Annotated in this window: 18 protein-coding genes, 12 tRNA genes and 1 riboswitch (1 of these 31 only partly in view); of the genes, 23 read left to right on the top strand and 7 right to left on the bottom strand. The window is 41.0% G+C overall.

The window, feature by feature from the left end; all coding sequences use genetic code 11:
- Position 1 precedes the first annotated feature (1 nt).
- The gene (locus tag AC3KZC_RS10365; RefSeq protein WP_490578898.1) at positions 2-1,264 is read right to left on the bottom strand and encodes an MksB family condensin complex protein; all 1,263 of its coding nucleotides are present in this window, start codon (positions 1,262-1,264) and stop codon (positions 2-4) included.
- Between the two features lie 159 nt (positions 1,265-1,423).
- On the opposite strand from AC3KZC_RS10365, the gene nhaD reads away from it, so the two are divergent.
- A complete protein-coding gene (gene nhaD / locus AC3KZC_RS10360) occupies positions 1,424-2,680 on the top strand; it encodes a sodium:proton antiporter NhaD (protein ID WP_490578897.1) in 1,257 nt (418 codons plus the stop codon).
- A gap of 85 nt (positions 2,681-2,765) precedes the next feature.
- Positions 2,766-2,939, top strand: a riboswitch (Lysine riboswitch).
- Between the two features lie 91 nt (positions 2,940-3,030).
- Entirely contained in the window at positions 3,031-4,377 is a 1,347-nt protein-coding gene (gene lysC, locus AC3KZC_RS10355; protein WP_490578896.1) for a lysine-sensitive aspartokinase 3, read from the top strand.
- A 126-nt stretch (positions 4,378-4,503) separates the two neighbouring features.
- Here the strand turns inward: lysC and AC3KZC_RS10350 are convergent, their stop codons facing one another.
- Positions 4,504-5,253: a 4'-phosphopantetheinyl transferase family protein gene (locus AC3KZC_RS10350; RefSeq protein WP_490578895.1), complete on the bottom strand. Its 750-nt coding sequence runs from the start codon at positions 5,251-5,253 to the stop codon at positions 4,504-4,506.
- Positions 5,254-5,380: 127 nt separating this feature from the next.
- Here AC3KZC_RS10350 and AC3KZC_RS10345 point away from each other — a divergent pair, with 127 nt between their 5' ends.
- The gene (locus AC3KZC_RS10345) at positions 5,381-6,703 is read left to right on the top strand and encodes a sodium-dependent transporter (RefSeq protein WP_490578894.1); all 1,323 of its coding nucleotides are present in this window, start codon (positions 5,381-5,383) and stop codon (positions 6,701-6,703) included.
- 77 nt (positions 6,704-6,780) lie between these two features.
- On the opposite strand, the gene AC3KZC_RS10340 is transcribed toward AC3KZC_RS10345, so the two are convergent.
- Both AC3KZC_RS10340 and AC3KZC_RS10335 read right to left on the bottom strand, forming a co-directional pair.
- A complete protein-coding gene (locus tag AC3KZC_RS10340; RefSeq protein WP_490578893.1) occupies positions 6,781-7,755 on the bottom strand; it encodes a 2-hydroxyacid dehydrogenase in 975 nt (324 codons plus the stop codon).
- 1 nt (position 7,756) lies between these two features.
- On the bottom strand, positions 7,757-8,236 hold the full coding sequence (locus AC3KZC_RS10335) for a glutathione peroxidase (RefSeq protein ID WP_490578892.1): 480 nt from the start codon (positions 8,234-8,236) through the stop codon (positions 7,757-7,759).
- Between the two features lie 90 nt (positions 8,237-8,326).
- On the opposite strand from AC3KZC_RS10335, the gene AC3KZC_RS10330 reads away from it, so the two are divergent.
- Positions 8,327-9,208, top strand: a complete 882-nt coding sequence (locus AC3KZC_RS10330) for an NAD(P)-dependent oxidoreductase (protein ID WP_490578891.1) — start codon at positions 8,327-8,329, stop codon at positions 9,206-9,208.
- 79 nt (positions 9,209-9,287) lie between these two features.
- Here the strand turns inward: AC3KZC_RS10330 and AC3KZC_RS10325 are convergent, their stop codons facing one another.
- Complete coding sequence (locus tag AC3KZC_RS10325; protein WP_490578890.1) at positions 9,288-9,617, bottom strand: hypothetical protein; 330 nt, start codon at positions 9,615-9,617, stop codon at positions 9,288-9,290.
- Between the two features lie 155 nt (positions 9,618-9,772).
- On the opposite strand from AC3KZC_RS10325, the gene AC3KZC_RS10320 reads away from it, so the two are divergent.
- Complete coding sequence (locus tag AC3KZC_RS10320) at positions 9,773-10,528, top strand: Nif3-like dinuclear metal center hexameric protein (protein WP_490578889.1); 756 nt, start codon at positions 9,773-9,775, stop codon at positions 10,526-10,528.
- A gap of 50 nt (positions 10,529-10,578) precedes the next feature.
- Here AC3KZC_RS10320 and AC3KZC_RS10315 read toward each other — a convergent pair whose 3' ends face one another.
- Both AC3KZC_RS10315 and AC3KZC_RS10310 read right to left on the bottom strand, forming a co-directional pair.
- The gene (locus tag AC3KZC_RS10315) at positions 10,579-11,331 is read right to left on the bottom strand and encodes a YdcF family protein (protein ID WP_490578888.1); all 753 of its coding nucleotides are present in this window, start codon (positions 11,329-11,331) and stop codon (positions 10,579-10,581) included.
- A 143-nt stretch (positions 11,332-11,474) separates the two neighbouring features.
- Positions 11,475-12,359 carry a LysR family transcriptional regulator gene (locus AC3KZC_RS10310; protein ID WP_490578887.1) on the bottom strand — a complete coding sequence of 295 codons (885 nt, stop codon included), beginning with the start codon at positions 12,357-12,359 and terminating at the stop codon, positions 11,475-11,477.
- 396 nt (positions 12,360-12,755) lie between these two features.
- Between AC3KZC_RS10310 and metE the strand changes: the two genes are divergently transcribed.
- The 18 genes from metE to AC3KZC_RS10220 all read left to right on the top strand — a co-directional run.
- Positions 12,756-15,029 (top strand): 5-methyltetrahydropteroyltriglutamate--homocysteine S-methyltransferase, encoded by a 2,274-nt coding sequence (gene metE, locus AC3KZC_RS10305; protein ID WP_490578886.1) that lies wholly within the window; start codon positions 12,756-12,758, stop codon positions 15,027-15,029.
- Positions 15,030-15,281: 252 nt separating this feature from the next.
- Positions 15,282-16,430: a dicarboxylate/amino acid:cation symporter gene (locus tag AC3KZC_RS10300; RefSeq protein WP_490578885.1), complete on the top strand. Its 1,149-nt coding sequence runs from the start codon at positions 15,282-15,284 to the stop codon at positions 16,428-16,430.
- A 121-nt stretch (positions 16,431-16,551) separates the two neighbouring features.
- The gene (gene uvrY / locus AC3KZC_RS10295; protein WP_490578884.1) at positions 16,552-17,208 is read left to right on the top strand and encodes a UvrY/SirA/GacA family response regulator transcription factor; all 657 of its coding nucleotides are present in this window, start codon (positions 16,552-16,554) and stop codon (positions 17,206-17,208) included.
- Positions 17,209-17,275: 67 nt separating this feature from the next.
- Positions 17,276-19,036: an excinuclease ABC subunit UvrC gene (gene uvrC / locus AC3KZC_RS10290; RefSeq protein ID WP_490578972.1), complete on the top strand. Its 1,761-nt coding sequence runs from the start codon at positions 17,276-17,278 to the stop codon at positions 19,034-19,036.
- Between the two features lie 42 nt (positions 19,037-19,078).
- A complete protein-coding gene (pgsA, locus tag AC3KZC_RS10285) occupies positions 19,079-19,630 on the top strand; it encodes a CDP-diacylglycerol--glycerol-3-phosphate 3-phosphatidyltransferase (protein WP_490578883.1) in 552 nt (183 codons plus the stop codon).
- A gap of 175 nt (positions 19,631-19,805) precedes the next feature.
- A tRNA-Gly gene (locus AC3KZC_RS10280) sits at positions 19,806-19,881 on the top strand.
- Positions 19,882-19,899: 18 nt separating this feature from the next.
- Positions 19,900-19,973, top strand: a tRNA-Cys gene (locus tag AC3KZC_RS10275).
- A gap of 34 nt (positions 19,974-20,007) precedes the next feature.
- Positions 20,008-20,094 (top strand) — tRNA-Leu (locus AC3KZC_RS10270).
- 62 nt (positions 20,095-20,156) lie between these two features.
- Positions 20,157-20,232, top strand: a tRNA-Gly gene (locus AC3KZC_RS10265).
- A 38-nt stretch (positions 20,233-20,270) separates the two neighbouring features.
- Positions 20,271-20,357, top strand: a tRNA-Leu gene (locus AC3KZC_RS10260).
- A 62-nt stretch (positions 20,358-20,419) separates the two neighbouring features.
- Positions 20,420-20,495, top strand: a tRNA-Gly gene (locus AC3KZC_RS10255).
- 38 nt (positions 20,496-20,533) lie between these two features.
- Positions 20,534-20,620 (top strand) — tRNA-Leu (locus AC3KZC_RS10250).
- 62 nt (positions 20,621-20,682) lie between these two features.
- Positions 20,683-20,758: transfer RNA gene (locus AC3KZC_RS10245), tRNA-Gly, on the top strand.
- A gap of 38 nt (positions 20,759-20,796) precedes the next feature.
- Positions 20,797-20,883, top strand: a tRNA-Leu gene (locus tag AC3KZC_RS10240).
- Between the two features lie 39 nt (positions 20,884-20,922).
- A tRNA-Gly gene (locus AC3KZC_RS10235) sits at positions 20,923-20,998 on the top strand.
- A gap of 12 nt (positions 20,999-21,010) precedes the next feature.
- Positions 21,011-21,084, top strand: a tRNA-Cys gene (locus AC3KZC_RS10230).
- 29 nt (positions 21,085-21,113) lie between these two features.
- A tRNA-Leu gene (locus AC3KZC_RS10225) sits at positions 21,114-21,200 on the top strand.
- A gap of 97 nt (positions 21,201-21,297) precedes the next feature.
- Positions 21,298-21,616 carry the 5' portion of a hypothetical protein gene (locus AC3KZC_RS10220; protein WP_490580460.1) on the top strand. The gene runs 209 nt beyond the window's last position, so the window shows 319 of its 528 coding nt (coding positions 1-319); the start codon lies at positions 21,298-21,300; its stop codon lies beyond the right edge, outside the window.

Genomic DNA, 21,616 nt, shown 5'->3' with positions numbered 1-21,616 from the left:
ATTAATTCGATTTTAAAGACGTCGTTTTTAACGATGCGTGATAAGGGTGTAATTTAAATTGGCAATCAGCTAATGCGATAACGCTTGGTTGTGCGCTGTGTGTGACCGTTAAATCAGGATCATTGGCCATTTTTTGATATAAAAATAGGAGTTCGTCGGCCTCTAGTTCTGGATATTGGTTATCAAGCCAGCCCAAAATGCCCGTATTTTTGTTACCAAGCTCTGCAGTAAAACGGGCTTTAACGCTAAAAAAGTCAGGAATGTTAGGATTGATGAATGCAGGTACGTGGCTTTGATCGGGTAATTGGTATTCTTCTTGTTCAAACTCGGCAATGTGTGCCATGTACGCCACCATTTGATGCGCGGTACCCAGTGAGAATTTTTGCTGATCCGATGCAATGTGTGGTTGATGGGCACTAAGTACTGCATCGACACCATTTTTACGAATTGACCCTAGCACCTTGGCAGCTTGGCGGGTGAGTAGTGTGTTGCGACGTAACTCTTCACGCAGTGGCATCAGCATATCCGCGCTTTTACGCAAGCTTTCTCGCCCGGTTAGGTGCATGTCTAAAATACGAGTACGTAACTGCTCTAACATTCGTTTTTCGCTAAAAAGTTTGCCGGTAATTTGAATTTGGTCGAGTAGCGTGCTGATCTGCTGCTCAATCTCGCTAAAACACGCTTTAAATTCACCGCCAATATCTACCATTTCAAGCATGGGCTCGATGTATAAATCAAAGGCTTCAATCACGGCTTGATAACGTTTTTCGAGCGAGCGCTGTGAGTGATCGGCTTTGGCTTGTTCAACGATATTTAAAATGGCATTTTCGTTGTGGTAAAACAGTTTTACGATTTTTCGTACCCGTTCATCCATAATGCGGCAATTACGGCGCAATTCATCAAAATCATTGTCTTGACCCGCTTGTGCTAAACGATGGCCAAGACGCGCTAAATCTTTGATAAGGACATGCACTTCTTCTGCAATGCCAAGGCTCTCTTCTTGTAATAAATATTGAGCAAACTCTGCAACAGCACGATTGAGCTCGAGCTGAGATGATTTTGCCAGCGGAATTAAAATATCGTGATTAAGGAGACGGTTTGCTTCTTTAAAAATTTTATCACCCGGCCAAGTGGGGTACTTGGTTTTTAAAATCGTTTGCACATCATGAATATTAAAGTCAGCCATATTAAAACGCCGGATCAACGTCTCTATCAAAGGCCAATGGTCTGACAAAATAGTTAATATTTTCTTAGGTGGGATCATACCTATCCACTACGTTGTTTAATAATTATTCTGCTTAGAAAGTACTACTAAGATAGTAGGTACAGTGCGGTAGTTTTATGACATTTTAAGTGCTAGACTACGCGCCGCTTGATTGTAACGCAAATATTTTACTTTTCTAACAAAGGTTGTTAACGAAAAATGGTTACTGGTATTATTCTATCGCTAATCGCACTTGCGTTTGTGCTGATCGTTATAGAGGATATTATTCACGTAAACAAGGCCAAAACCACGCTTTTTTTTGGTACTTTATGTTGGATAATCGCCTTTATCTTCCCTATTCACGGTGAAAGCCCTGAAACTATTCAACATCAATTAGATCATAACATTCTCGAGATAGCGACTTTGTGGTTATTTTTGATGGCTGCCATGACCTTTGTTGCCTATTTGAACTCAAAAGGATTTATTCAAAACTTAGTTCACCGCATTATGCCAAAAGAAATCAGTGAACGTCGCTTGATGTTTTTGGTTGGTGGCTTTGCGTTCTTGTTTTCATCGATTTCCGATAATGTGACTGCGACCTTAATATCGCTTGCGGTTGTCATGTCTCTTAAACTCGATAGTAAAAAGCTGATTAAATACACGACCTTGATTATATTTGCTGTGAACTCAGGCGGTGTATCGCTCATCACTGGTGATGTAACCACTTTGATGATTTTCTTGGCTGATAAAGTCACGATAGGCCATTTATTGCTGTTGGTTGCGCCTGCAATGTTTAGCGTACTGGCACTTGCTGTGATGTTGTCGGTTGGGATGAATGGCAAAGTGTATTTTGAACCAGATACCTCACGTCGAATTGAAAAAACAGATATCACCATTGCGGTTATTTTCCTTTCAACCATTTTTGGTACTTTGGCACTGAGCGTTTTATATTCAGTTCCGCCATTACTGACGTTTTTATTTGGATTGAGCTTTATGTTTTTAGTGGCGCAATTTTTAATGCGCAAAAAAGACGTAAACAAAAAAATCATCGATTATATTCGTGAAATTGAATACGACACCTTGTTGTTCTTCGTTGGGGTGTTATTGCTTGTTGGTGCGATGAAAGAAGTCGGGGTGCTGACTCAATTTACGCATTTATACGAGATTTTAGCGCCAGAATACGCAAACTATTTTATGGGGCTATTATCAGCCACGGTCGATAACGTACCGTTAACGGCGGCGTTATTAAAAGCAGACATTGCAATGGATGCGCGCCAATGGCTAACCTTTACTTACGCAACCGGTGTGGGTGGCTCAATGCTTATTATTGGCTCGGCTGCCGGTATTATTGCGATGAGTAAAGTCAAAGAGTTAACGTTTGTTAGTTATTTACGTTTAAGCCTTTATTTACTTACGGCTTACACCATTGGTTATGTTGGTTCGTATTTCGCTGGATTATTAATTACTGTAAATTAATGATTGACAGCTAGACGTCTAAACGTTAGATTTAAAACCCCGCTAATCAGTGGGGTTTTTTATTGCTTGGGTTTAGTTTTGAGCAATAAACAGAAGAGGTGCGAAGGCCAGGTAGAGCATTTGAGGGCGCGGTGTCCGATGACGATGTTTTGAGGGGGACCTTCGCCGAGGGAAAATAACCACCGTCCAGTTATTTTCTCGGTTTAAGAGGCTGAATCCTCTGAACTGTCACCTATTTTGGTGGAGAGCTTCTGGCAGTGGATTACCGTTTTCATTTCAAAGTACCCTTGCCTTGCAGTTCTCCTTGTGTATTTTTATCAACGTATAATGTTGATAAATAAGGAGACCCAATGAGTTCATCTTTTATTGTTGCCAAGTTTGGTGGCACGAGTTTAGCCGATTTTGACGCCATGTATCGTTGTGCGCAGATCATTCACGATGATAATAATGTTCGTGTTGTTGCTGTGAGCGCAAGTGCGGGTGTGACTAACCATTTAGTTGCGTTAAGCCAAAAAAACATCAGTGCTTCAGAGCGACAAAACAATATCGATGGTGTGTTAGCGATTCAAAATAATATTTTAGCCAAACTTAACCTCGATGCCGATTTAGCCACTTTATTTAGCCAAACCTTGGCTGATTTTGAGCAATGCGCTGCGTTAACAAGTACCAGCGAGCAACATAACGATGAATTACTGAGCTTTGGTGAGCGTTTATCATCGTGTTTATTTACCCAAGTATTACGTGACGTAGGTATTAAAGCCGAGCGTTTTGATGTGCGTAACGTCCTTAAAACAGATGCGCATTTTGGTAAAGCAACACCGAATGTGGCGGCAACCCGTGCAGCGGCCCTTGAGCATTTAGTGCCATTATTAAACGATGCTGTGATTGTGACCCAAGGGTTTATTGGGTCAGATCAACATGGTCGCACTACGACGCTTGGCCGTGGTGGTTCCGATTACAGCGCTGCGCTTCTTGCTGAAGCGGTTGATGCGTGCAGTGTGCATATTTGGACTGATGTAGTAGGGATTTTTAGTACTGACCCACGTTTATGCCAAAAAGCCAAACCAATTCCAAAACTGAGTTTTGATGAAGCCGCTGAAATGGCTACGTTTGGTGCTAAAGTGCTGCATCCAGCTACTATTTTACCCGCAAGCCGTGCAGGGATCAGCGTATTTGTTGGCTCAAGCCGCGCCCCTGAACAAGGTGGGACGTGGATTGAAAAAGAAAAGTCGCAGCACCCAGGAATTCGTGCGGTCACTCAGCGTAAAAACCAAATTTTATTGACTTTAAAAAGCCCAGAAATGCTGCTGGCCAGTGGCTTTTTAGCGCGCGTATTTACTATTTTATCTGAATACAATATTTCGGTTGATTTAGTTACAACATCAGAGATCAGCGTAGCATTAACCCTTGATAACGCGCCAAATGCGAGCCGCCCAGAACTTGATCAGGCTTGTCTTGAGCGTTTAAGCGAATTTTGCCATGTAACGGTTGAAAATAACCTGACATTAGTGGCACTGGTTGGCTCTGAGATTCAACTACGTCAACATGAAATAAACCTAATGCAAGTTTTGGCTGATTTTAATATCCGCATGATCTGCCACGGTGCCAGCAAACATAACCTCTGCTTTTTAGTTGAGCAAAGCGAATCAGATGCGGTGGTACAGTCAATTCATCGCCGTTTGCTTGAAGGGTGTTAATCACGCTCATCAATTAAAATAGCGAACTTATTGAAGCGACCCCCAATAGTTGGACATCCAATGATTGGGGGGTTTTTATAGCATTAAGAGTTTGCTTTTGTTAATACGTATTTGTTTTTATTTGACTTAATTGTTGAGCGTTATCAGTGTAAGTTTGTCTGTTTGCTCGGTCGTTAAAAGCGTTAAATCAAAGTCATTGATGCTGGCGCTAAAGCGTTTAAGTGTGTGATATTCAATTAGTTCAAATACATTAGGGCTTAATAACTGTGCAATAGGGCGCTTAAGGGTTTTTGCGAGCGCTTCTTTGAGTGTCCAAATGCGATAAAAATACTCGGCTTGTTGTTTTGGGCTAAGTCGGCCTGCTTGTTCAATCAATGCCACTTCACCAACATGATAAAAATGGCGCGCAAGTTTATCAAACGCGCGTAGTTTAGTCGTCTTTTCAAGATCAATACCAAACGAAAATACATGCTGTTGTTGCATGCACAGTGCCACAGCCACCATTTCATGGCTATGTGAGAGGCTGAGTTTTATCGGTAAAAGCTGATTATGGTGGTAGAGCTCGAGCTCTTTTTTTGTATCGTTAAAGCGAGTTTCAAACGTAGTGCAGTGATCGTTGTAATGAGCGCTAAGGAGTTGCTTGATAATTTGGCGGCTTTTTAAATATTCACGCTTGGCTTTGGGCTGTTTACGCTTGGTTAAAATGGCGATTTCTGCTTGGCAAAGAAAGTGTTCAGGTACTATCTGCTCTAAATTGAGTTCACTGGCATTGGCGATAAAAACAGTGAGTTCGCCCTCATTTAATTGCGGTTCTGCAAGGTTAGTAAAAGTTGCGGTATGAATGGTTAAGTTGTTGGAAAAAAAATCAATTGGCATAAAAATTCGGCAACTAAGTTCAATTGGTTATGAATTATACCTAAGTAAGTGATCCTAGTAACTGTTTTAGCTATATGAAGCACGTTTGATATGGTTTAATACAAAAAAATGATAAGAGATAGACGCAATGGCACAGATTCGTGATGGTTTTCAGAGTCGTTTAGGTTTTGTATTAGCAGCGGCAGGTGCTGCTGTTGGTTTAGGTAATATTTGGGGTTTTCCAACACAAGCTGCAAACCACGGTGGTGGGGCATTTTTGCTGGTATATTTTATCGTAATTTTTTTACTTGCCTTACCTGCTTTATATACTGAATTATATTTGGGCCACAGCGCACAAGCTAATCCTGTGGTGGCGCTGCGAAATGCGTGTAGCGAACAAAGCAAAAAAATGGGGGCTGCAGCGGGATATATTGGCTTAAGTGGCGCAATTGTAATGCTGAGCTTCTATTCAATTGTCGCAGGATGGATGATTGCATACAGTCTTGAACCCGTTGCTCGTTTTTTTGGTGCAACGGCAGTGGCCGATTTTTTAAATAGCGATACCACGCTACGTAATTTTATTTTCACGCCAATTATTTTGATTTTAACCGCGGGTATTATTTTACAAGGGGTGAAGTCAGGCATTGAAACTTGGTCTCGTCGTTTAATGCCGATGTTGTTGTTATTACTTATAGGGTTAATTGGTTATATCGCAACACTTGATGGTGCAATAGCGGGTTTTAAAGCCTATTTAGTGCCTGATTTTTCTAAAATAATGGACCCTGATTTAATTATTGCTGCGATGGGACAAGCGTTTTTCTCTTTGTCGCTCGGTGTGGGTTGTATGATGATTTACGGCTCGTATTTAAAGCCGCAAGAAAATTTACCTAAGCTTGCTTTTTCGGTGGCATTACTTGATACCAGCGTGGCGTTTTTAGCCGGTTTACTGATCATTCCTGCTATTTTTGTGGCGCAGCAACATGGCGTTGAGGTGTTTCAAGATGGTAAATTGATTGGAGAAGGCCGCCTGATTTTTGCCGTACTCCCTGAGTTATTTGCCACTATGGGTCAAATTGGATTATTGGTTGCGCTGTGCTTTTTTGTCTTGATGTCGATAGCTTCGCTTACGTCTACGATTTCATCAACCGAAATTCCGGTTGCCTTTTTAGTTGAAAGTCATGGCTTTGACCGTACAAAAGCGACGTGGTTAGTGACTTTAGTGGTGTTTGCTTGTTCAAGTATCATTATTATTAATTTCGATTGGTTATTTGGTTTAGTGATTATGCTGTTTACGCAATACCAGTTACCATTAATGGGATTATTTTATTTCATTACAGTGGGTTGGTTGTGGCGCCGAGGCAATAAACTATTACAAGTAACCAGAGGGCCGCATTACTGGTTTGCACAATATGTCCGGTTTATTTGTCCAATCTTAATGACAGCAGTGTTTTTAAATGTAGCATTTTCATAACAAATAAATGATGTTAAAAAGCCGAACGATACATTACCCGTTCGGCTTTTTATTGGCTAGTGTATTAAAATGATCGCTTAAACAACGGCATTATTTAAAGTGCGTTGCTCGCCAAATTGCTCAATATTAAAAAATGTCACTGCAGCAATTTCATCAAGGGCTTCTTGGGTGAAAAATCCTTGATGACCCGTGATCAAGACGTTTGGAAACGTTAATAAACGCTGAAACTCATCATCTTGAATAATTTCGCTGCTCATATCCCTAAAAAAGAGTTCAGACTCTTGCTCATACACATCGAGCCCTAAATAGCCCAAAGTTCTGTTTTTAAGTGCGGTAATGGTTGCTTTGGTATCGATGAGAGCACCTCGGCTGGTATTGATCAGCATCACCCCCGGTTTCATTTGGTTGTATGCCTCGTCGTTAATGAGGTGATGGGTTGCGGGCAATAAAGGGCAGTGGAGTGAAATAATATCGGATTGCGCCAATAAAGTGGCCATCGGGACGTAGTTTAAATTAGTGGCACTTTGGCTTGGATCATGGGCTAAAATACGACAGCCAAAGCCCGTTAGAATATTGCATAAGGCTAAGCCAATTTTTCCGGTACCGATCACACCAACGGTTTTTTGATGCAAGTTAAATCCTAATAAGCCATTAAGGTCGAAATTGCCTTCTTTGACCCGATTATATGCTTTATGAGTTTTTCGACTTAACGTGAGCATTAAAGCTATGCAATGTTCAGCCACGGCTTCTGGGCTGTAAGCTGGTACACGGGTAATGTGCAGGCCTAATTTTTTAGCGCTGATCAAGTCGACATTGTTAAAGCCTGCACAACGTAAAGTAATAAGCTTAATATTGAATGCATGTAAACTTTCTAAGACGGTAGCCGATAAATCATCGTTTACAAACGCGCAGACCACATCACACCCTTGTGCTAGTTTGGCACTTAATAGCGTTAAACGTTCGCTAAAAAACAACAGCTCATGGCCAGCCTGATTATGTTTGGTAAAAAAAGTTTGCTCGTATTTTTGTGCACTAAAAAATGCGATTTTCATGTTATAAAATACTCTCTATGACTGAACTAATAGCCTCGGGTTTGGTGCGGGGCGCATAGCGCGCAACAACTTGGCCGGTGCGATTAATCAAAAATTTAGTGAAATTCCATTTTATTGCCCGAGCTTGTAATAATCCTCTTGAATTTGTTTTCAAAAAGTTAAACAGCGGCAATGCATCGGGTCCATTGACAGCTACTTTAGCAAAAATAGGGAAGCTGACGCCAAATTGTAGCTCACAAAAGTGTTTTATTTCATCGTTTTCGGCAGGTTCTTTATTTTCAAATTGATTACAGGGAAAAGCTAAAATCGTGAAGTCTTGATCTTTATATTTTTGATAAAGCTGCTCTAAAGCAAAATACTGAGGTGTAAGTTCACATTTACTGGCGGTGTTGACAATTAAAAGTGGTTTTCCTTTAAATTGAGCTAAATCATAGTCTTCACCGTTGGTTAGTGGGGCAGTAAAATCAAAAATTGATGCCATCATGGCTCCTTTAAAGTGCTAGGAGAAGCCGAGTGTTCTCCCTATAATCGAGTTAATTTTCACAGTCTAACAAGCAAATAGGACAAAATTATGTCAATCAAAGTCGCTTTTATTGGTTTAGGTGTGATGGGGTTTCCCATGGCAAGGCATTTAAAAAAAGCCGGTTACGACGTTACCGTATTTAATCGTACAACCGCTAAAGCAGAAGTTTGGGCCAATGAATTTGGGGGGCATTTTGCGCTCACACCAGCACTCGCTGCGGTTGATGCTGATATGGTTTTTGTGTGTGTTGGTAATGATGATGATTTACGTGCGGTAACGCTTGGCAATGACGGAGTGCTAGCGTCCATGAAATCAGGGTCTATTCTTGTTGACCACACCACAACCTCTGCCGATGTCGCAAAAGAAGTTGCGATGGCGGCAAATAAGCAAGGTGTTGAATTTTTAGATGCGCCTGTTTCAGGTGGTCAGGCGGGGGCTGAAAATGGCGTGCTCACGATAATGGTGGGTGGTGATGAGGCTGTGTTTAATCGTGTACAGCCGATTATGGCCAGTTACGCACGCTTTAGTCAGCTACTAGGCCCTGTTGGGTCGGGGCAATTGTGTAAAATGGTGAATCAGATTTGCATTGCTGGAGTGGTACAAGGTTTAGCTGAAGGGCTTCATTTTGCGCGCAATGCAGGGCTTGATGGCGAAAAAGTGATTGAGACGATTGCCAAAGGTGCCGCAGGGTCATGGCAAATGGAAAACCGATATAAAACAATGTGGGCGGGTGAGTATAACTTTGGTTTTGCAGTGGATTGGATGCGAAAAGATTTAGGTATTGCACTGGAAGAAGCCCGTAAAAATGGCTCAACCCTTGCCCTGACAGCATTGGTTGATGGATATTATGCACAAGTGCAAGCGATGGGCGGCAATCGCTTTGATACATCGAGTTTATTTGCTCGTTTAGAAAAAGACAGAACACAGTAAATGGGTTGATGCGTATATTTTGAAGCGTTAAAAAGGTGCGTAAAAACGCACCTTTTATTTAGCAAAATAACCGAGCGGATTAAACTAGGCCGCGAGGTAAGCGGCATTCATGTGATGCTTGTGCTAAATTGACTATCCAGAACTCTTCGGCAGTGTAACCGGTATCGTTGGTTTTAATCACTGTGAAAGGTGTTTTCTGTGTCATATCACCTGCTACACAAGAAGGTGCGGCGCCGGTTGATGGCGTTAAATCATCAATTTGCGCATTAAGGTCTGCCAAACGTACGTTTTTATTACCATCAACGCTGTACCAGCCGTTTTTAGCGGTGATCTCTGGTAATGTACCATTGGCTGCAACGTATGCTGCTTCAAATGCTGCTAATACAGCTGTTTTATCAAGAGTGGTCATCGTATATCCTATTTTATCGATACGAAGATTAGTTTGAAGCGAATAGTTATACCGATTTTTGCACTAACTTTCAAATTTTTGCCGTTTTTTCTTTATTTTCGCTGCTTTTAAACTGACAATTGCACTTAGTTTTTTATTAATTAAAAGAGTCAATTATGCTACGCAAAGACTTACTTCACATTTTAGATGCCTTATTAAAACCTCATTTGGTGCGAGATTTTTGCCCAAATGGTTTGCAGGTTGAAGGTAAAAATGAGATTAAAAAAATTGTTACTGGGGTGACGGCCAGTCAAGCATTAATTGATGCTGCAATTGAAGCTCAAGCCGATGCCATTATTGTGCACCATGGCTATTTTTGGAAAAATGAAGCTTACCCAATTGTCGGGATGAAAAAGCGCAGAATAGCGGCATTGTTGGCTCATGATATTAACTTATTTGCTTACCATTTGCCGCTTGATGTTCACCCCGAATTGGGTAATAACGCTCAGCTGGCTAAATTACTCGATTTAGAATTTGAGCAAGGTTTAGAGCTAGGAACTGCGCCAAGTGTGGCGGTTCGTGGTCGTTTACGTACACCAATGTTAGGGCAAGATTTTGCCGATAAAATCAGTGTGACGCTCAATCGCCCAGTGCTTAGCAATTTAGTCAGGCAAACTCCAATTGAAACCATTGCTTGGTGTACGGGAGGTGGTCAAGGCTATATTGATTTAGCCGCAGAACAAGGGGTTGATGCGTATTTAACGGGTGAAGCATCTGAGCAAACCATTCATAGCTCACAAGAACAAAACATTGATTTTTTTGCCGCAGGCCACCATGCCACTGAGCGCTATGGCATTAAAGCGCTTGGGGATTATTTGGCTGCACATTATGAGTTCTCGGTTGAATTTATCGATATTGATAATCCGGTATAGGGTGTTTGAACACAGCTTAAAATAAAAAATGGGTAAATAAAGCCCATTTTTTATTGACTGATTTCAAGCCAAATACTGCCAATCCACTCATGTTGATGTTCTGTGAGTGCCATTAAGGCTTCAGGGGTTGGTACAAACTGGCGCCACATCGGATTCATCGGCATTTCTTGCCAATCGGTAGGGGCCGCAATAACTTCAACACCTTGTTGATTAAACAATTCAACCGCTCTTTGCATATGGGCTATCGAAGTAACGAGAGCAACTTGGTTATCAACTAACTTAGGTGCTAGGAGTAAGGCTTCTTCTGCGGTATCACGGGCTTTGGGATTGAGTAAAATTCGTTGCGGATCAAAGCCAATGGCAATGGTGGCTTGGCGCATAATTTCACTATTACTGACGCCCTTAAAACCACCACCAGAGACAACCAGTTTGGCGTTAGGATAAAGTTTTGCCAATCTTAAGCCTTCATAAAGCCTAGCTAAAGAGCAATGGCCTAGTTGTGAATTGGCTGGACGGCTTTTGTTGGGCATAATTTTACAACCAAGTACCACAACATAATGAATGGTTGGATGTTTTTGTGAGTTAAATGCACCAAAGTTGCTTTCAGTTTTACCAATGATGAGGCTGCTGATAAAAGGCGTGCTGAGCAACGTCAGTAACACTAAAGAGGAAATCATTAGTAACAAGCCACTACTGCGTTTTTGCCTAATTAATTGTATTAGGCCAACAAAAACCAGCATTAACATCAAAGGTAATGGCATTAAGACACTGCCAATGAGTTTTTTTAATTCAAAAAAATCCATCTAAACAATCTTTTAAAGCTGAAATTAATAATGGCTATCTTACGGGGTTATCATGACTAAACCTACAAAAAAGTCGCGTGCCTATCATGACAATCGAGTCTGGTCGCGTGGACTTAGATAAACTGCGCCACGCCCAGAGGTCATTAGCGGCGGTTTTGCTTGCAAGTATTTAAAAAATGGCGATAAACAGGGTTATCTTTCATGTTCTTTTTCATTGCTAAATACATTGGACGATTGAGACCCAGTGCACCAAGTGGAATTGATTTAATTAAGCCTTGGCTTTCGTAAGGAGTCACGAGCCAATCGGGTAAAGCTGCTACGCCCATGCCTGCGCTCACTAATTGAAAAATCAATAAGCCTTGATCAACCGTTTTTAAATTACCATCGTAACGGGCATTTTGAATAAAATGCTTAAAAATATCCTGACGCTCTTTTGGGATAGGATATGAAATAATAGTTTCATCTTTTAAATCGAGTGCGGTGACGTAGGCTTTTTTAGCCAACTCATGATCAGGTGAAACAATCAATTTGAGCTTAAAATCGAAAAGGTGGGCGTATTCGAGAATATCTGGTTCTCGAATATCCGACGTTAAGACTAAATCTAATTCATCATTCACTAAATCAGGAATGGCATCATAGCTAAAGCCGCGCTCGTAATCGATTTTAATGTCGGGCCAAAAATTATTGAATTCTTTTATTGTAGGCAAAAGCCAATGAAAACAAGCGTGGCATTCAACACTCAAGCGTAATTGAGAAATAGGCTGGTTTAGACTTTCTTTTAAGCGGCATTTGGTGGCTTCAACTTTAGGTAAAATGTCGTATGCCAGTTCAAGTAATAACATACCTTGTGGGGTAAAACGCACAGGGTGGGTTTTTCTTTCGAATAATTGACAATCGAGTTTGTTCTCTAAATCTTTGATTTGATGTGATAAAGCAGATTGAGTCAAAAAGAGCTCTCGCGCTGTATTGACCAGTGAGCCGGTCTCTTTAAGGGTGGCAATGGTTTTTAGGTGCTTTATATCTATCATCTTTAATAATTCTCATGTTCGATGTGAGAGAACGTACTGGAAATCAATCATAACCATAAACTTTAGATGTTTCAACTTCCAGATGGCTATATTTAATGGTTGCTTATCCTCTTTAGGTTAATAATGAACCAACAAGACAGCGTTGTCATTCTTTTATTTCACTCTTGTAAAATGACTTTTATAAAAAACGATAATTTAGATGAATTTACTTCACTTATTGGGTAGGTAATGTTTTTTAATTTTAAACGTTAGATGGTGAAAGGCCCATTGCCGAGGTAGTTTTTTAGAACGTTAAAAAAATTCATCATGAAGTCGAAAATGTTTCGGTTTTACACACAAGGATTTAAATGTATTGTTTAGCCATCTAAACGTCCTCAATCAAGGTGAAATAAAAGTATGGCAATAATACATAACCTCGGGTTTCCAAGAGTTGGAAAGCGTCGAGAATTAAAACATGCTGTTGAAGCATATTGGGCAGGTGACATTTCACGCTCGGATCTGTTTGCAACAGGCAAAGCTATTCGTGCTCAAAACTGGGCATTACAAGCAACAGCAGGTGTTGAGGTGTTGCCTGTGGGCGATTTTGCATGGTACGACCATGTGCTAGCAACGTCATTAATGGTGGGCGCTATTCCTAAACGTCATCAGCATGGTAATGATGTAGTTGATATTGATACTCTTTTTAGAATTGCTCGGGGCCGAGCGCCAACCGGTTGTGCTTGTGCGGCCAGTGATATGACGAAGTGGTTTAATACCAATTATCATTACATTGTACCTGAGTTACATGCAGAGCAAGAGTTTGCTTTAACTTATACCGAGTTATTTGAACACGTTTTAGAAGCGCAGGCGCTGGGGTATGATGTGAAGCCGGTATTAATTGGTCCTGTCACCTATTTATATTTAGCCAAAGAAGTGGGGGGGTCATTTAACAAGTTAGCACTGCTTGAAAAACTACTGCTGGTTTATCAGCAAGTTATTGAAAAACTTGCCACCTTAGGGGTGCAGTGGATCCAGATTGATGAACCCATTTTGGCATTAGACATTCAAGATGATTATTTAAATGCACTGAGCAGCAGCTTTAATGCATTGCAGGGTTTAGGCGTTAAAATACTGTTGGCGACTTATTTTGGCTCAGTTACGCAATATTTACCTCAAATAGCCAAATTTTCCGTAGATGGTGTGCATGTCGATTTAGTGGCGCAGCCACAATCTTTAACTGAAATTAGCCAAGCGATTTGTGCTCAGAAGGTACTTTCTTTGGGAGTGGTAAATGGTCGTAATATTTGGCGTGCCGATTTAAGTGCGGTATACGGAAAAATTAATGCATTAGTGATGGAACGTGCAGGTAATATTTGGTTAGCGCCATCGTGTTCGCTGCTGCATTGCCCGGTTGATTTAGCACAAGAGCAAAACCTTGATCCTGAATTAAAATCGTGGATGGTGTTTGCCAAACAAAAAGGCAGTGAGTTAGCACTATTAAAGACGGCTTTACAAACAGGTGATACTCAGGCCATTACTCATTACTCTGCACCTGTTAAAGCGCGTTTAATATCTGCACGCGTTAACAATAAAGAGGTACAGCAACGTGTTGCTGCATTAACACCGGCTGATGGGCAACGACAAAGCGATTTTAATATTCGTATTAAAGCCCAACAAGCGGCATTGCAGCTGCCTGTTTTGCCAACAACTACAATAGGTTCATTTCCGCAAACTCACGCTATTCGTCAGGCTCGTCGCGATTATAAAGCGGGTAATTTAGCCTTTGCTGATTATGAGGCGCAAATGCAAGCCGAAATACGTTATGCAATTGAAGAACAAGAAGCGGTTGATTTAGATGTGCTGGTGCATGGTGAGGCTGAACGTAATGACATGGTTGAACATTTTGGTGAGTTGCTTGAAGGGTATGCCTTTACGCAATTCGGCTGGGTGCAATCGTATGGCTCACGATGTGTAAAACCGCCAATTATTTTCGGCGATATAAGCCGAAGTAAACCGATGACGGTAGCATGGACGACCTATGCCCAATCGCACACTAAAAAGCACCTTAAAGGGATGCTAACAGGTCCGGTCACGCTCTTATTTTGGTCATTTATTCGTGATGATTTAGATAAACCAAGTATTGCCAACCAAATAGCGCTTGCGCTTCGTGATGAGGTGATTGATTTAGAGCGCGCTGGGATTCAAATTATTCAAATTGATGAACCTGCGTTTAGAGAAGGCATGCCGCTTAAAGCTTCACAATGGCAAGATTACTTAGCATGGGCGGCATATGCGTTTAGAGTGTCGGCCTGTGGGGTAAAAGACAAGACTCAAATCCACACTCATATGTGTTATTCAGAATTCAATGGCATTATTGATTCAATTGCAGATATGGATGCCGATGTGATCACGATTGAAACGTCGCGCTCTAACATGGATTTGCTCAATGCATTTGAAGATTTTGCTTATCCGAATGATATCGGCCCTGGTGTCTATGATATTCACACGCCTAATGTGCCGCAGGTGCAATGGATGAAAGACTTAATTCACACAGCGGCCAAAAAAATACCGGTTGAACGTTTGTGGGTTAACCCTGATTGCGGTTTAAAAACGCGCGCTTGGCCCGAAACACGTGAAGCATTAAAAAACATGGTACAGGCTGCCAAAGAATTACGCCAAGAATTGAAGTAAGTTTCTCATGCTTTAAAAGAAAAACGATGCTTAATGTCAAATAAAGAAACCTAAACTCAAAGTGAGTTTAGGTTTCTTTATTTGGGTGCTTTTAATGCTAATAAGAGTAAACTTATGCCTAAAATGAATGTTTTGGTGTTTTATCGAGCAGTTAAACTGATGTTGAGCGAATTTTTGTTTATAAGTCGTTAAATAATGATAAAAGAGAGCATAGGATTTAACACTACAGACTGTTAGTAACGAGAAATTGTAATGAATTTAATTTTAAAATTAATACTGGGTATTTTAGGTGGTTTTTTAATAGGCTTGTATGCACCTACTTTTATCGTCGAACTTCTATATACAGCCAAAGTAATTATCGGTGAGTTGATTGGGTTTACTATTCCTTTGATCATTGTTTTTTTTATTACCTCAGGGATTGCCAGTCTACCGCAAAATTCAGGGTCACTATTAGGTAAAACTGTTGGTTTCGCCTACGGTTCAACGGTAATTGCAGGTACATTAGCCTATCTAGTGGCTAGTTTAGTGATCCCTATGTTAGGGGGGCAGATAAACCTTGCAAGTAGCGAGGCCGTGGAGATGCATTCATTTTTTTACTTAGAAATACCGCCCTTGTTTGGCGTGATGACTGCGCTTGTTACAGCGTTTGTTTTTGGTATTGCCATTAGTAATATGAATTTAACGCATTTGAAACAGCTTTCAGATCAAGGTCGCGACGTGATTGATGGTTTATTAGCAAAAGTAATTATTCCAGCGCTACCATTTTATATCGCTGGTGTGTTTGCTGAAATGACTGTAGCAGGCACAGTATTTGATACATTAAAAACCTTTGCGTTAGTTTTAACAATGGCATTAGTAATGCACTGGCTTTGGTTAACGGTACTGTACGTAGCAACAGGTATTGCATTAAAACGCAGCCCACTTGAATTACTTAAAAATATGCTACCAGCATATTTCACTGCACTGGGTACGATGTCGAGTGCTGCGACTATCCCTGTATCTTTACAAGCAACACGAAACAACCAAGTTAAAGAGGGAATTGCGAACTTTTGTGTGCCTTTATGTGCGACGATTCACTTGTCTGGCTCAACCATCACGATTGTGACCTGTGCAACGGCTGTGATGTTTTTATCACCAGATCTTGCATTACCAAGCTTAGGGTATATGCTGCCATTTATCTTCATGTTAGGCGTTGTCATGATAGCAGCACCAGGCGCACCGGGCGGAGCTGTAATGTCTGCACTTGGTTTATTAACATCAATGCTTGGGTTTAACGAAGCGGCTGTTGCATTAATGATTGCGCTTTATTTAGCACAAGATAGTTTTGGTACAGCTTGTAATGTGACAGGTGACGGTATTATTGCATTGTGGGTTGATAAGTTTTCACAAGAAAAAGAATAAGTTATTGTTAAAGAGTGTTGATTAAAACCCTTTATTAATAGCGTTTAAAACGAAATATGGTAAATTGGTCATTATTCTGTAATGACCAATTTTGGCGATAGATGTATATGAGGAGCCTTCTTTGATTAACGTGCTTTTAGTTGATGACCATGAGCTGGTAAGAACCGGAATCAAACGTATTTTAGATGATGTACGTGGTTTTAAAGTGATCGGTGAAGCAAAAACGGGTGAAGAAGCAGTTACTTTTTGTCGTCAACATCATCCAGATATCGTGTTGATGGATATGAATATGCCTGGCATGGGTGGATTAGAAGCAACAAAGAAAATCTGTCGCTATTGCCCTGATGTCAAAGTGATTGTCTTAACCGTGCACTGCGAAGATCCATTCCCAAGCAAAGTTATGCAGATTGGGGCACATGGTTACTTAACTAAAACAGGTGGGCATGACGAAATGGTTAATGCCATTCGTGCCGTTAACTCTGGCCAACGTTATATCGCTCCCGAAATAGCACAGCAAATTGCATTGGCACAATTTAGTGGCCGCAGCGATGAGAATCCATTTAAAAATTTATCCGATCGTGAATTACAAATTATGTTAATGATCACCCGCGGCGAAAAAGTACAAAATATTGCCGATCAACTTAATTTAAGTTCTAAAACAGTGAACAGCTACCGTTACCGGATGTTTGAGAAATTAGGTATTGGTGGTGATGTTGAACTGACCCATCTGGCAATTCGTCATAAAATGATAGAAATTGATACTGATAGTTTTTCGTAAGTAATCGTTTGTGTTTGATGCAACTGAGTTTTTAAAAACTTTATCGAGTGAGCCGGGAGTTTATCGGATGCTCGATAAAGATGCCCATGTTATTTACGTCGGTAAGGCTAAAAATCTTAAAAAACGAGTCAGTAGTTATTTCAGAGCTAACATTCCCGAAAGTAAAACCCGAGCTTTAGTTAAAAATATAGATCAAATAGAAGTAACCCTTACAAATACTGAAACCGAAGCATTATTACTTGAAAATAATCTTATCAAGCAATATATGCCGCGTTACAATATTTTACTGCGTGATGATAAGTCGTACCCTTATATTTTGGTTACAGACCACCGCCATCCTAGAATTGCATTTCATCGTGGCAGCCGTAAGCAAAAAGGGGATTATTTCGGCCCATTTCCAAGTTCTGGAGCGGTGTCTGAAAGCTTACGTTTAATGCAAAAAATCTTTCCGGTGCGTCAATGTGAAGATGCTTATTATCGTGCACGAAGCCGCCCTTGTTTACAGTACCAATTAAAGCGTTGCTCTGCGCCTTGTGTTGATAAAGTTTCAGATGAGGAATATCAACAAGAAGTACAATTTGTGAAGCTGTTTTTAAGTGGTAAATCCTCTGAAGTTATTGCAGCACTGGTTGCGAAAATGGAAAAAGCGAGTCAGGCACTAAACTTTGAGCTGGCAGCTAAAATCCGTGACCAAATTTTAGTGCTTCGTAAAATGCAAGAGCAGCAATCGGTCAGCGGCAATTTTTCTGAAATGGATGTGATTGGCTATGAGACAAAAAATGGGTTAACAGCGGTGCATTTATTAATGATCCGCGATCATAAAATACTAGGCAGCAATACTTTTTTCCCGAAAATTCCAAAAGACTCAATTGACGATGAAATTTTATCGTCGTTTATAGCTCAGTATTATTTATCGGCTGGACGCTCAAGCCGTATTGCAAAAGAAATCATCTTACCTTTTGCTTTAACGGATATTGAAGTACTAAGCTTAGCTATCTCTGAAGTGGCGCAAAAGAAAATTACGTTAAAAACAGCGCAGCGCGGAGAACGTGCGCAATACTTGGACTTGGCCAATAAAAATGCCCTCAATAGCATATTAACCAAACAAAGTGCACAAGACTCGATTAATAAACGTTATGCAGCATTAAAAGAGGCACTGCAATTAGATGATATTAATCGGATGGAGTGTTTTGATATAAGCCATACTATGGGTGAGAATACAGTTGCCTCGTGTGTGGTCTTTGATAGCCAAGGCCCAAATAAAAAAGAATATCGCCGTTATAATGTAGAAGGGATAACCGGAGGGGACGATTATGCCGCGATGGCCTTCGCCCTGAAAAAACGTTACAGCAAAATGAGTGACGTGACTAAAGTGCCCGATGTAATTTTTATTGATGGTGGTAAAGGGCAGTTGTCCCAAGCTGAACAGTTTTTTTCGACTTGGACGCTTGAAAAACAACCGCTACTTGTTGGTGTGGCTAAAGGAGTAAGTCGAAAAGCAGGATTAGAAACATTATTGATTGACGCGGGCCGAAAAACCATTAACCTCAGTGCCGATTCAATAGCGCTACATTTAATTCAACATATTCGGGATGAATCACATCGTTTTGCGATTGCAGGTCACAGAAATAAACGCCAAAAACAGCGTAATCAATCTGTACTTGAAGAAATACCGAATGTTGGACAAAAAAGACGCCAAGCTATATTAAAGTTTTTAGGTGGTATGCAAGGTGTTTTAGGCGCCAGTATAAACCAGTTAGAAAAAGTACCCGGGATCAGCCAAGAATTGGCTGAAAAGATATTTAATCATTTGCATGACAAAAGCTAATGCTTCATGCGAATATAACTAAAAAGAAACCTCCTAGTCGTTATGTGGAATATTCCTAATACCCTTACAGCTTTTAGACTTGCTCTAATCCCCGTTTTCATGGTGATTTTTTATATTCCCGGTGAATGGGCCTATTTTGGTGCAGCCTTTGTTTTTTGGTTCGCGTCAATTACCGATATTCTCGATGGCTATCTTGCTCGTAAGCTTCAACAATCAACACCTTTTGGCGCCTTTTTAGATCCCGTGGCGGATAAAGTGATGGTATGTGTGGCTTTAGTCATTTTAGTTGAACATTATCAAAGTCTTTATGTCACAGTGCCCGCAATGATCATTATCAGTCGAGAAGTTGTGATTTCTGCTTTACGTGAGTGGATGGCGCAGCAGGGCAAACGAGGTAATGTGGCCGTTTCTCAATTGGGTAAAATCAAGACGGCAGCACAAATGCTCGCGATTATTGGTTTAATTTGGCAATTTGAAACTTGGATGACACAACTTAGTTTTGGATTACTGTATATAGCAACCATCTTAACCTTCTGGTCAATGGTGCAATATTTAATGGCAGCTTGGTCTGAATTGCAGAAAAGTTCATCGTAAACGTTCAATTAAACAGCGCTTTAGATAAAAAATAAGCAAACAGTTCAAAAGTGACATTTTTTGTATTGACGATAAAGATAATCTCTGTAGAATTCGTCCTCGTTGAAAGGCACTAGCCATTTAATAAAGCGGTGAGTCATGTTGCCGAGTGAAAACTAAATGATATGACATTGAAGCGGTACTAGCTCAGTTGGTAGAGCGCAACCTTGCCAAGGTTGAGGTCATGAGTTCGAGCCTCATGTACCGCTCCAAATTTTAGTAAGTATTAAGGCGGAATGGCAGAGTGGCCATGCACCGGATTGCAAATCCGTTTACCCCGGTTCGACTCCGGGTTCCGCCTCCACTTATTAGATTTCACATCGCGAAAGCGGCCCGCTGCCCGGGTGGTGAAATCGGTAGACACAAGGGATTTAAAATCCCTCGACTAACAAGTCGTGCCGGTTCAAGTCCGGCCCCGGGCACCATATGTGAAGTTATAAAGTGATAGAGAATAAAGTAAAAAATATACCGAAAGAATTAATATGATGCGGTACTAGCTCAGTTGGTAGAGCGCAACCTTGCCAAGGTTGAGGTCATGAGTTCGAGCCTCATGTACCGCTCCATATTAGTTTTTAGCTTCACACTGCGAAAGCAACCCGATGCCCGGGTGGTGAAATCGGTAGACACAAGGGATTTAAAATCCCTCGACTAACAAGTCGTGCCGGTTCAAGTCCGGCCCCGGGCACCATCTATGAAGTTATAAAGTGATAGAGAATAAAGTAAAAAATATACCGAAAGAATTAATATGATGCGGTACTAGCTCAGTTGGTAGAGCGCAACCTTGCCAAGGTTGAGGTCATGAGTTCGAGCCTCATGTACCGCTCCATATTAGTTTTTAGCTTCACACTGCGAAAGCAACCCGATGCCCGGGTGGTGAAATCGGTAGACACAAGGGATTTAAAATCCCTCGACTAACAAGTCGTGCCGGTTCAAGTCCGGCCCCGGGCACCATCTATGAAGTTATAAAGTGATAGAGAATAAAGTAAAAAATATACCGAAAGAATTAATATGATGCGGTACTAGCTCAGTTGGTAGAGCGCAACCTTGCCAAGGTTGAGGTCATGAGTTCGAGCCTCATGTACCGCTCCATATTAGTTTTTAGCTTCACACTGCGAAAGCAACCCGATGCCCGGGTGGTGAAATCGGTAGACACAAGGGATTTAAAATCCCTCGACTAACAAGTCGTGCCGGTTCAAGTCCGGCCCCGGGCACCATCTACGAAGTTGTAAAATAATAACTATACCGAAATTTAAGCGGCACTAGCTCAGTTGGTAGAGCGCAACCTTGCCAAGGTTGAGGTCATGAGTTCGAGCCTCATGTGCCGCTCCAAATTTAGATTTTGGCGGAATGGCAGAGTGGCCATGCACCGGATTGCAAATCCGTTTACCCCGGTTCGACTCCGGGTTCCGCCTCCAATCACTTCACACTGCGAAAGCAACCCGATGCCCGGGTGGTGAAATCGGTAGACACAAGGGATTTAAAATCCCTCGACTAACAAGTCGTGCCGGTTCAAGTCCGGCCCCGGGCACCATCCTGTTTAAAAAATAAAAATCCAAAATTATATTTATTTTCATGGCGTTAAAAAAGAAGTAACATTCCGTTATTCTTATTTTTAATTATGGAAAATTATGAAACTTATCATCCCTTTAATTCTATCTCTGTTGTTTTCGGGTTGTGCTCAGCTCAATTTTAACGATCGTTTTGCTGGTAGTGGCTGGAGTAAGGTTGTACTTGCACCCACATTAGGTGATTACGGTCTTACACTTGAGAAAGTATTAGAACATGAGCTTGCTACCTCCAATAAAATCGAAGTTATAACACCTATCATGCTGCCATTTTTATTGGCAGAGAATAATTTATTAGAAGCTTATAAAGTAGATCAGACAAACGCTATTTTTGAATTAGCAAAAAAAATAGGTGCTGAAGGGGTTATTATAAGTACGGCAG

It is taken from the genome of Pseudoalteromonas sp. J2K-J031, from assembly GCF_058197095.2.
The sequence above is the reverse complement of the archived record's forward strand: the minus strand, read 5'-3'. Positions and strand labels throughout refer to the sequence as shown.

Coding starts and splice junctions, on each gene's coding strand:
- AC3KZC_RS10330 (WP_490578891.1), top strand. CDS start 8,327: ATGTCAATCAAAGTCGCTTTTATTGGTTTAGGTGTGATGGGGTTTCCC.
- AC3KZC_RS10340 (WP_490578893.1), bottom strand. CDS start 7,755: ATGAAAATCGCATTTTTTAGTGCACAAAAATACGAGCAAACTTTTTTT.
- nhaD (WP_490578897.1), top strand. CDS start 1,424: ATGGTTACTGGTATTATTCTATCGCTAATCGCACTTGCGTTTGTGCTG.
- AC3KZC_RS10365 (WP_490578898.1), bottom strand. CDS start 1,264: ATGATCCCACCTAAGAAAATATTAACTATTTTGTCAGACCATTGGCCT.
- AC3KZC_RS10345 (WP_490578894.1), top strand. CDS start 5,381: ATGGCACAGATTCGTGATGGTTTTCAGAGTCGTTTAGGTTTTGTATTA.
- pgsA (WP_490578883.1), top strand. CDS start 19,079: ATGTGGAATATTCCTAATACCCTTACAGCTTTTAGACTTGCTCTAATC.
- AC3KZC_RS10320 (WP_490578889.1), top strand. CDS start 9,773: ATGCTACGCAAAGACTTACTTCACATTTTAGATGCCTTATTAAAACCT.
- metE (WP_490578886.1), top strand. CDS start 12,756: ATGGCAATAATACATAACCTCGGGTTTCCAAGAGTTGGAAAGCGTCGA.
- AC3KZC_RS10300 (WP_490578885.1), top strand. CDS start 15,282: ATGAATTTAATTTTAAAATTAATACTGGGTATTTTAGGTGGTTTTTTA.
- AC3KZC_RS10315 (WP_490578888.1), bottom strand. CDS start 11,331: ATGGATTTTTTTGAATTAAAAAAACTCATTGGCAGTGTCTTAATGCCA.
- lysC (WP_490578896.1), top strand. CDS start 3,031: ATGAGTTCATCTTTTATTGTTGCCAAGTTTGGTGGCACGAGTTTAGCC.
- AC3KZC_RS10325 (WP_490578890.1), bottom strand. CDS start 9,617: ATGACCACTCTTGATAAAACAGCTGTATTAGCAGCATTTGAAGCAGCA.
- AC3KZC_RS10350 (WP_490578895.1), bottom strand. CDS start 5,253: ATGCCAATTGATTTTTTTTCCAACAACTTAACCATTCATACCGCAACT.
- AC3KZC_RS10335 (WP_490578892.1), bottom strand. CDS start 8,236: ATGGCATCAATTTTTGATTTTACTGCCCCACTAACCAACGGTGAAGAC.
- AC3KZC_RS10310 (WP_490578887.1), bottom strand. CDS start 12,359: ATGATAGATATAAAGCACCTAAAAACCATTGCCACCCTTAAAGAGACC.
- uvrC (WP_490578972.1), top strand. CDS start 17,276: ATGCTCGATAAAGATGCCCATGTTATTTACGTCGGTAAGGCTAAAAAT.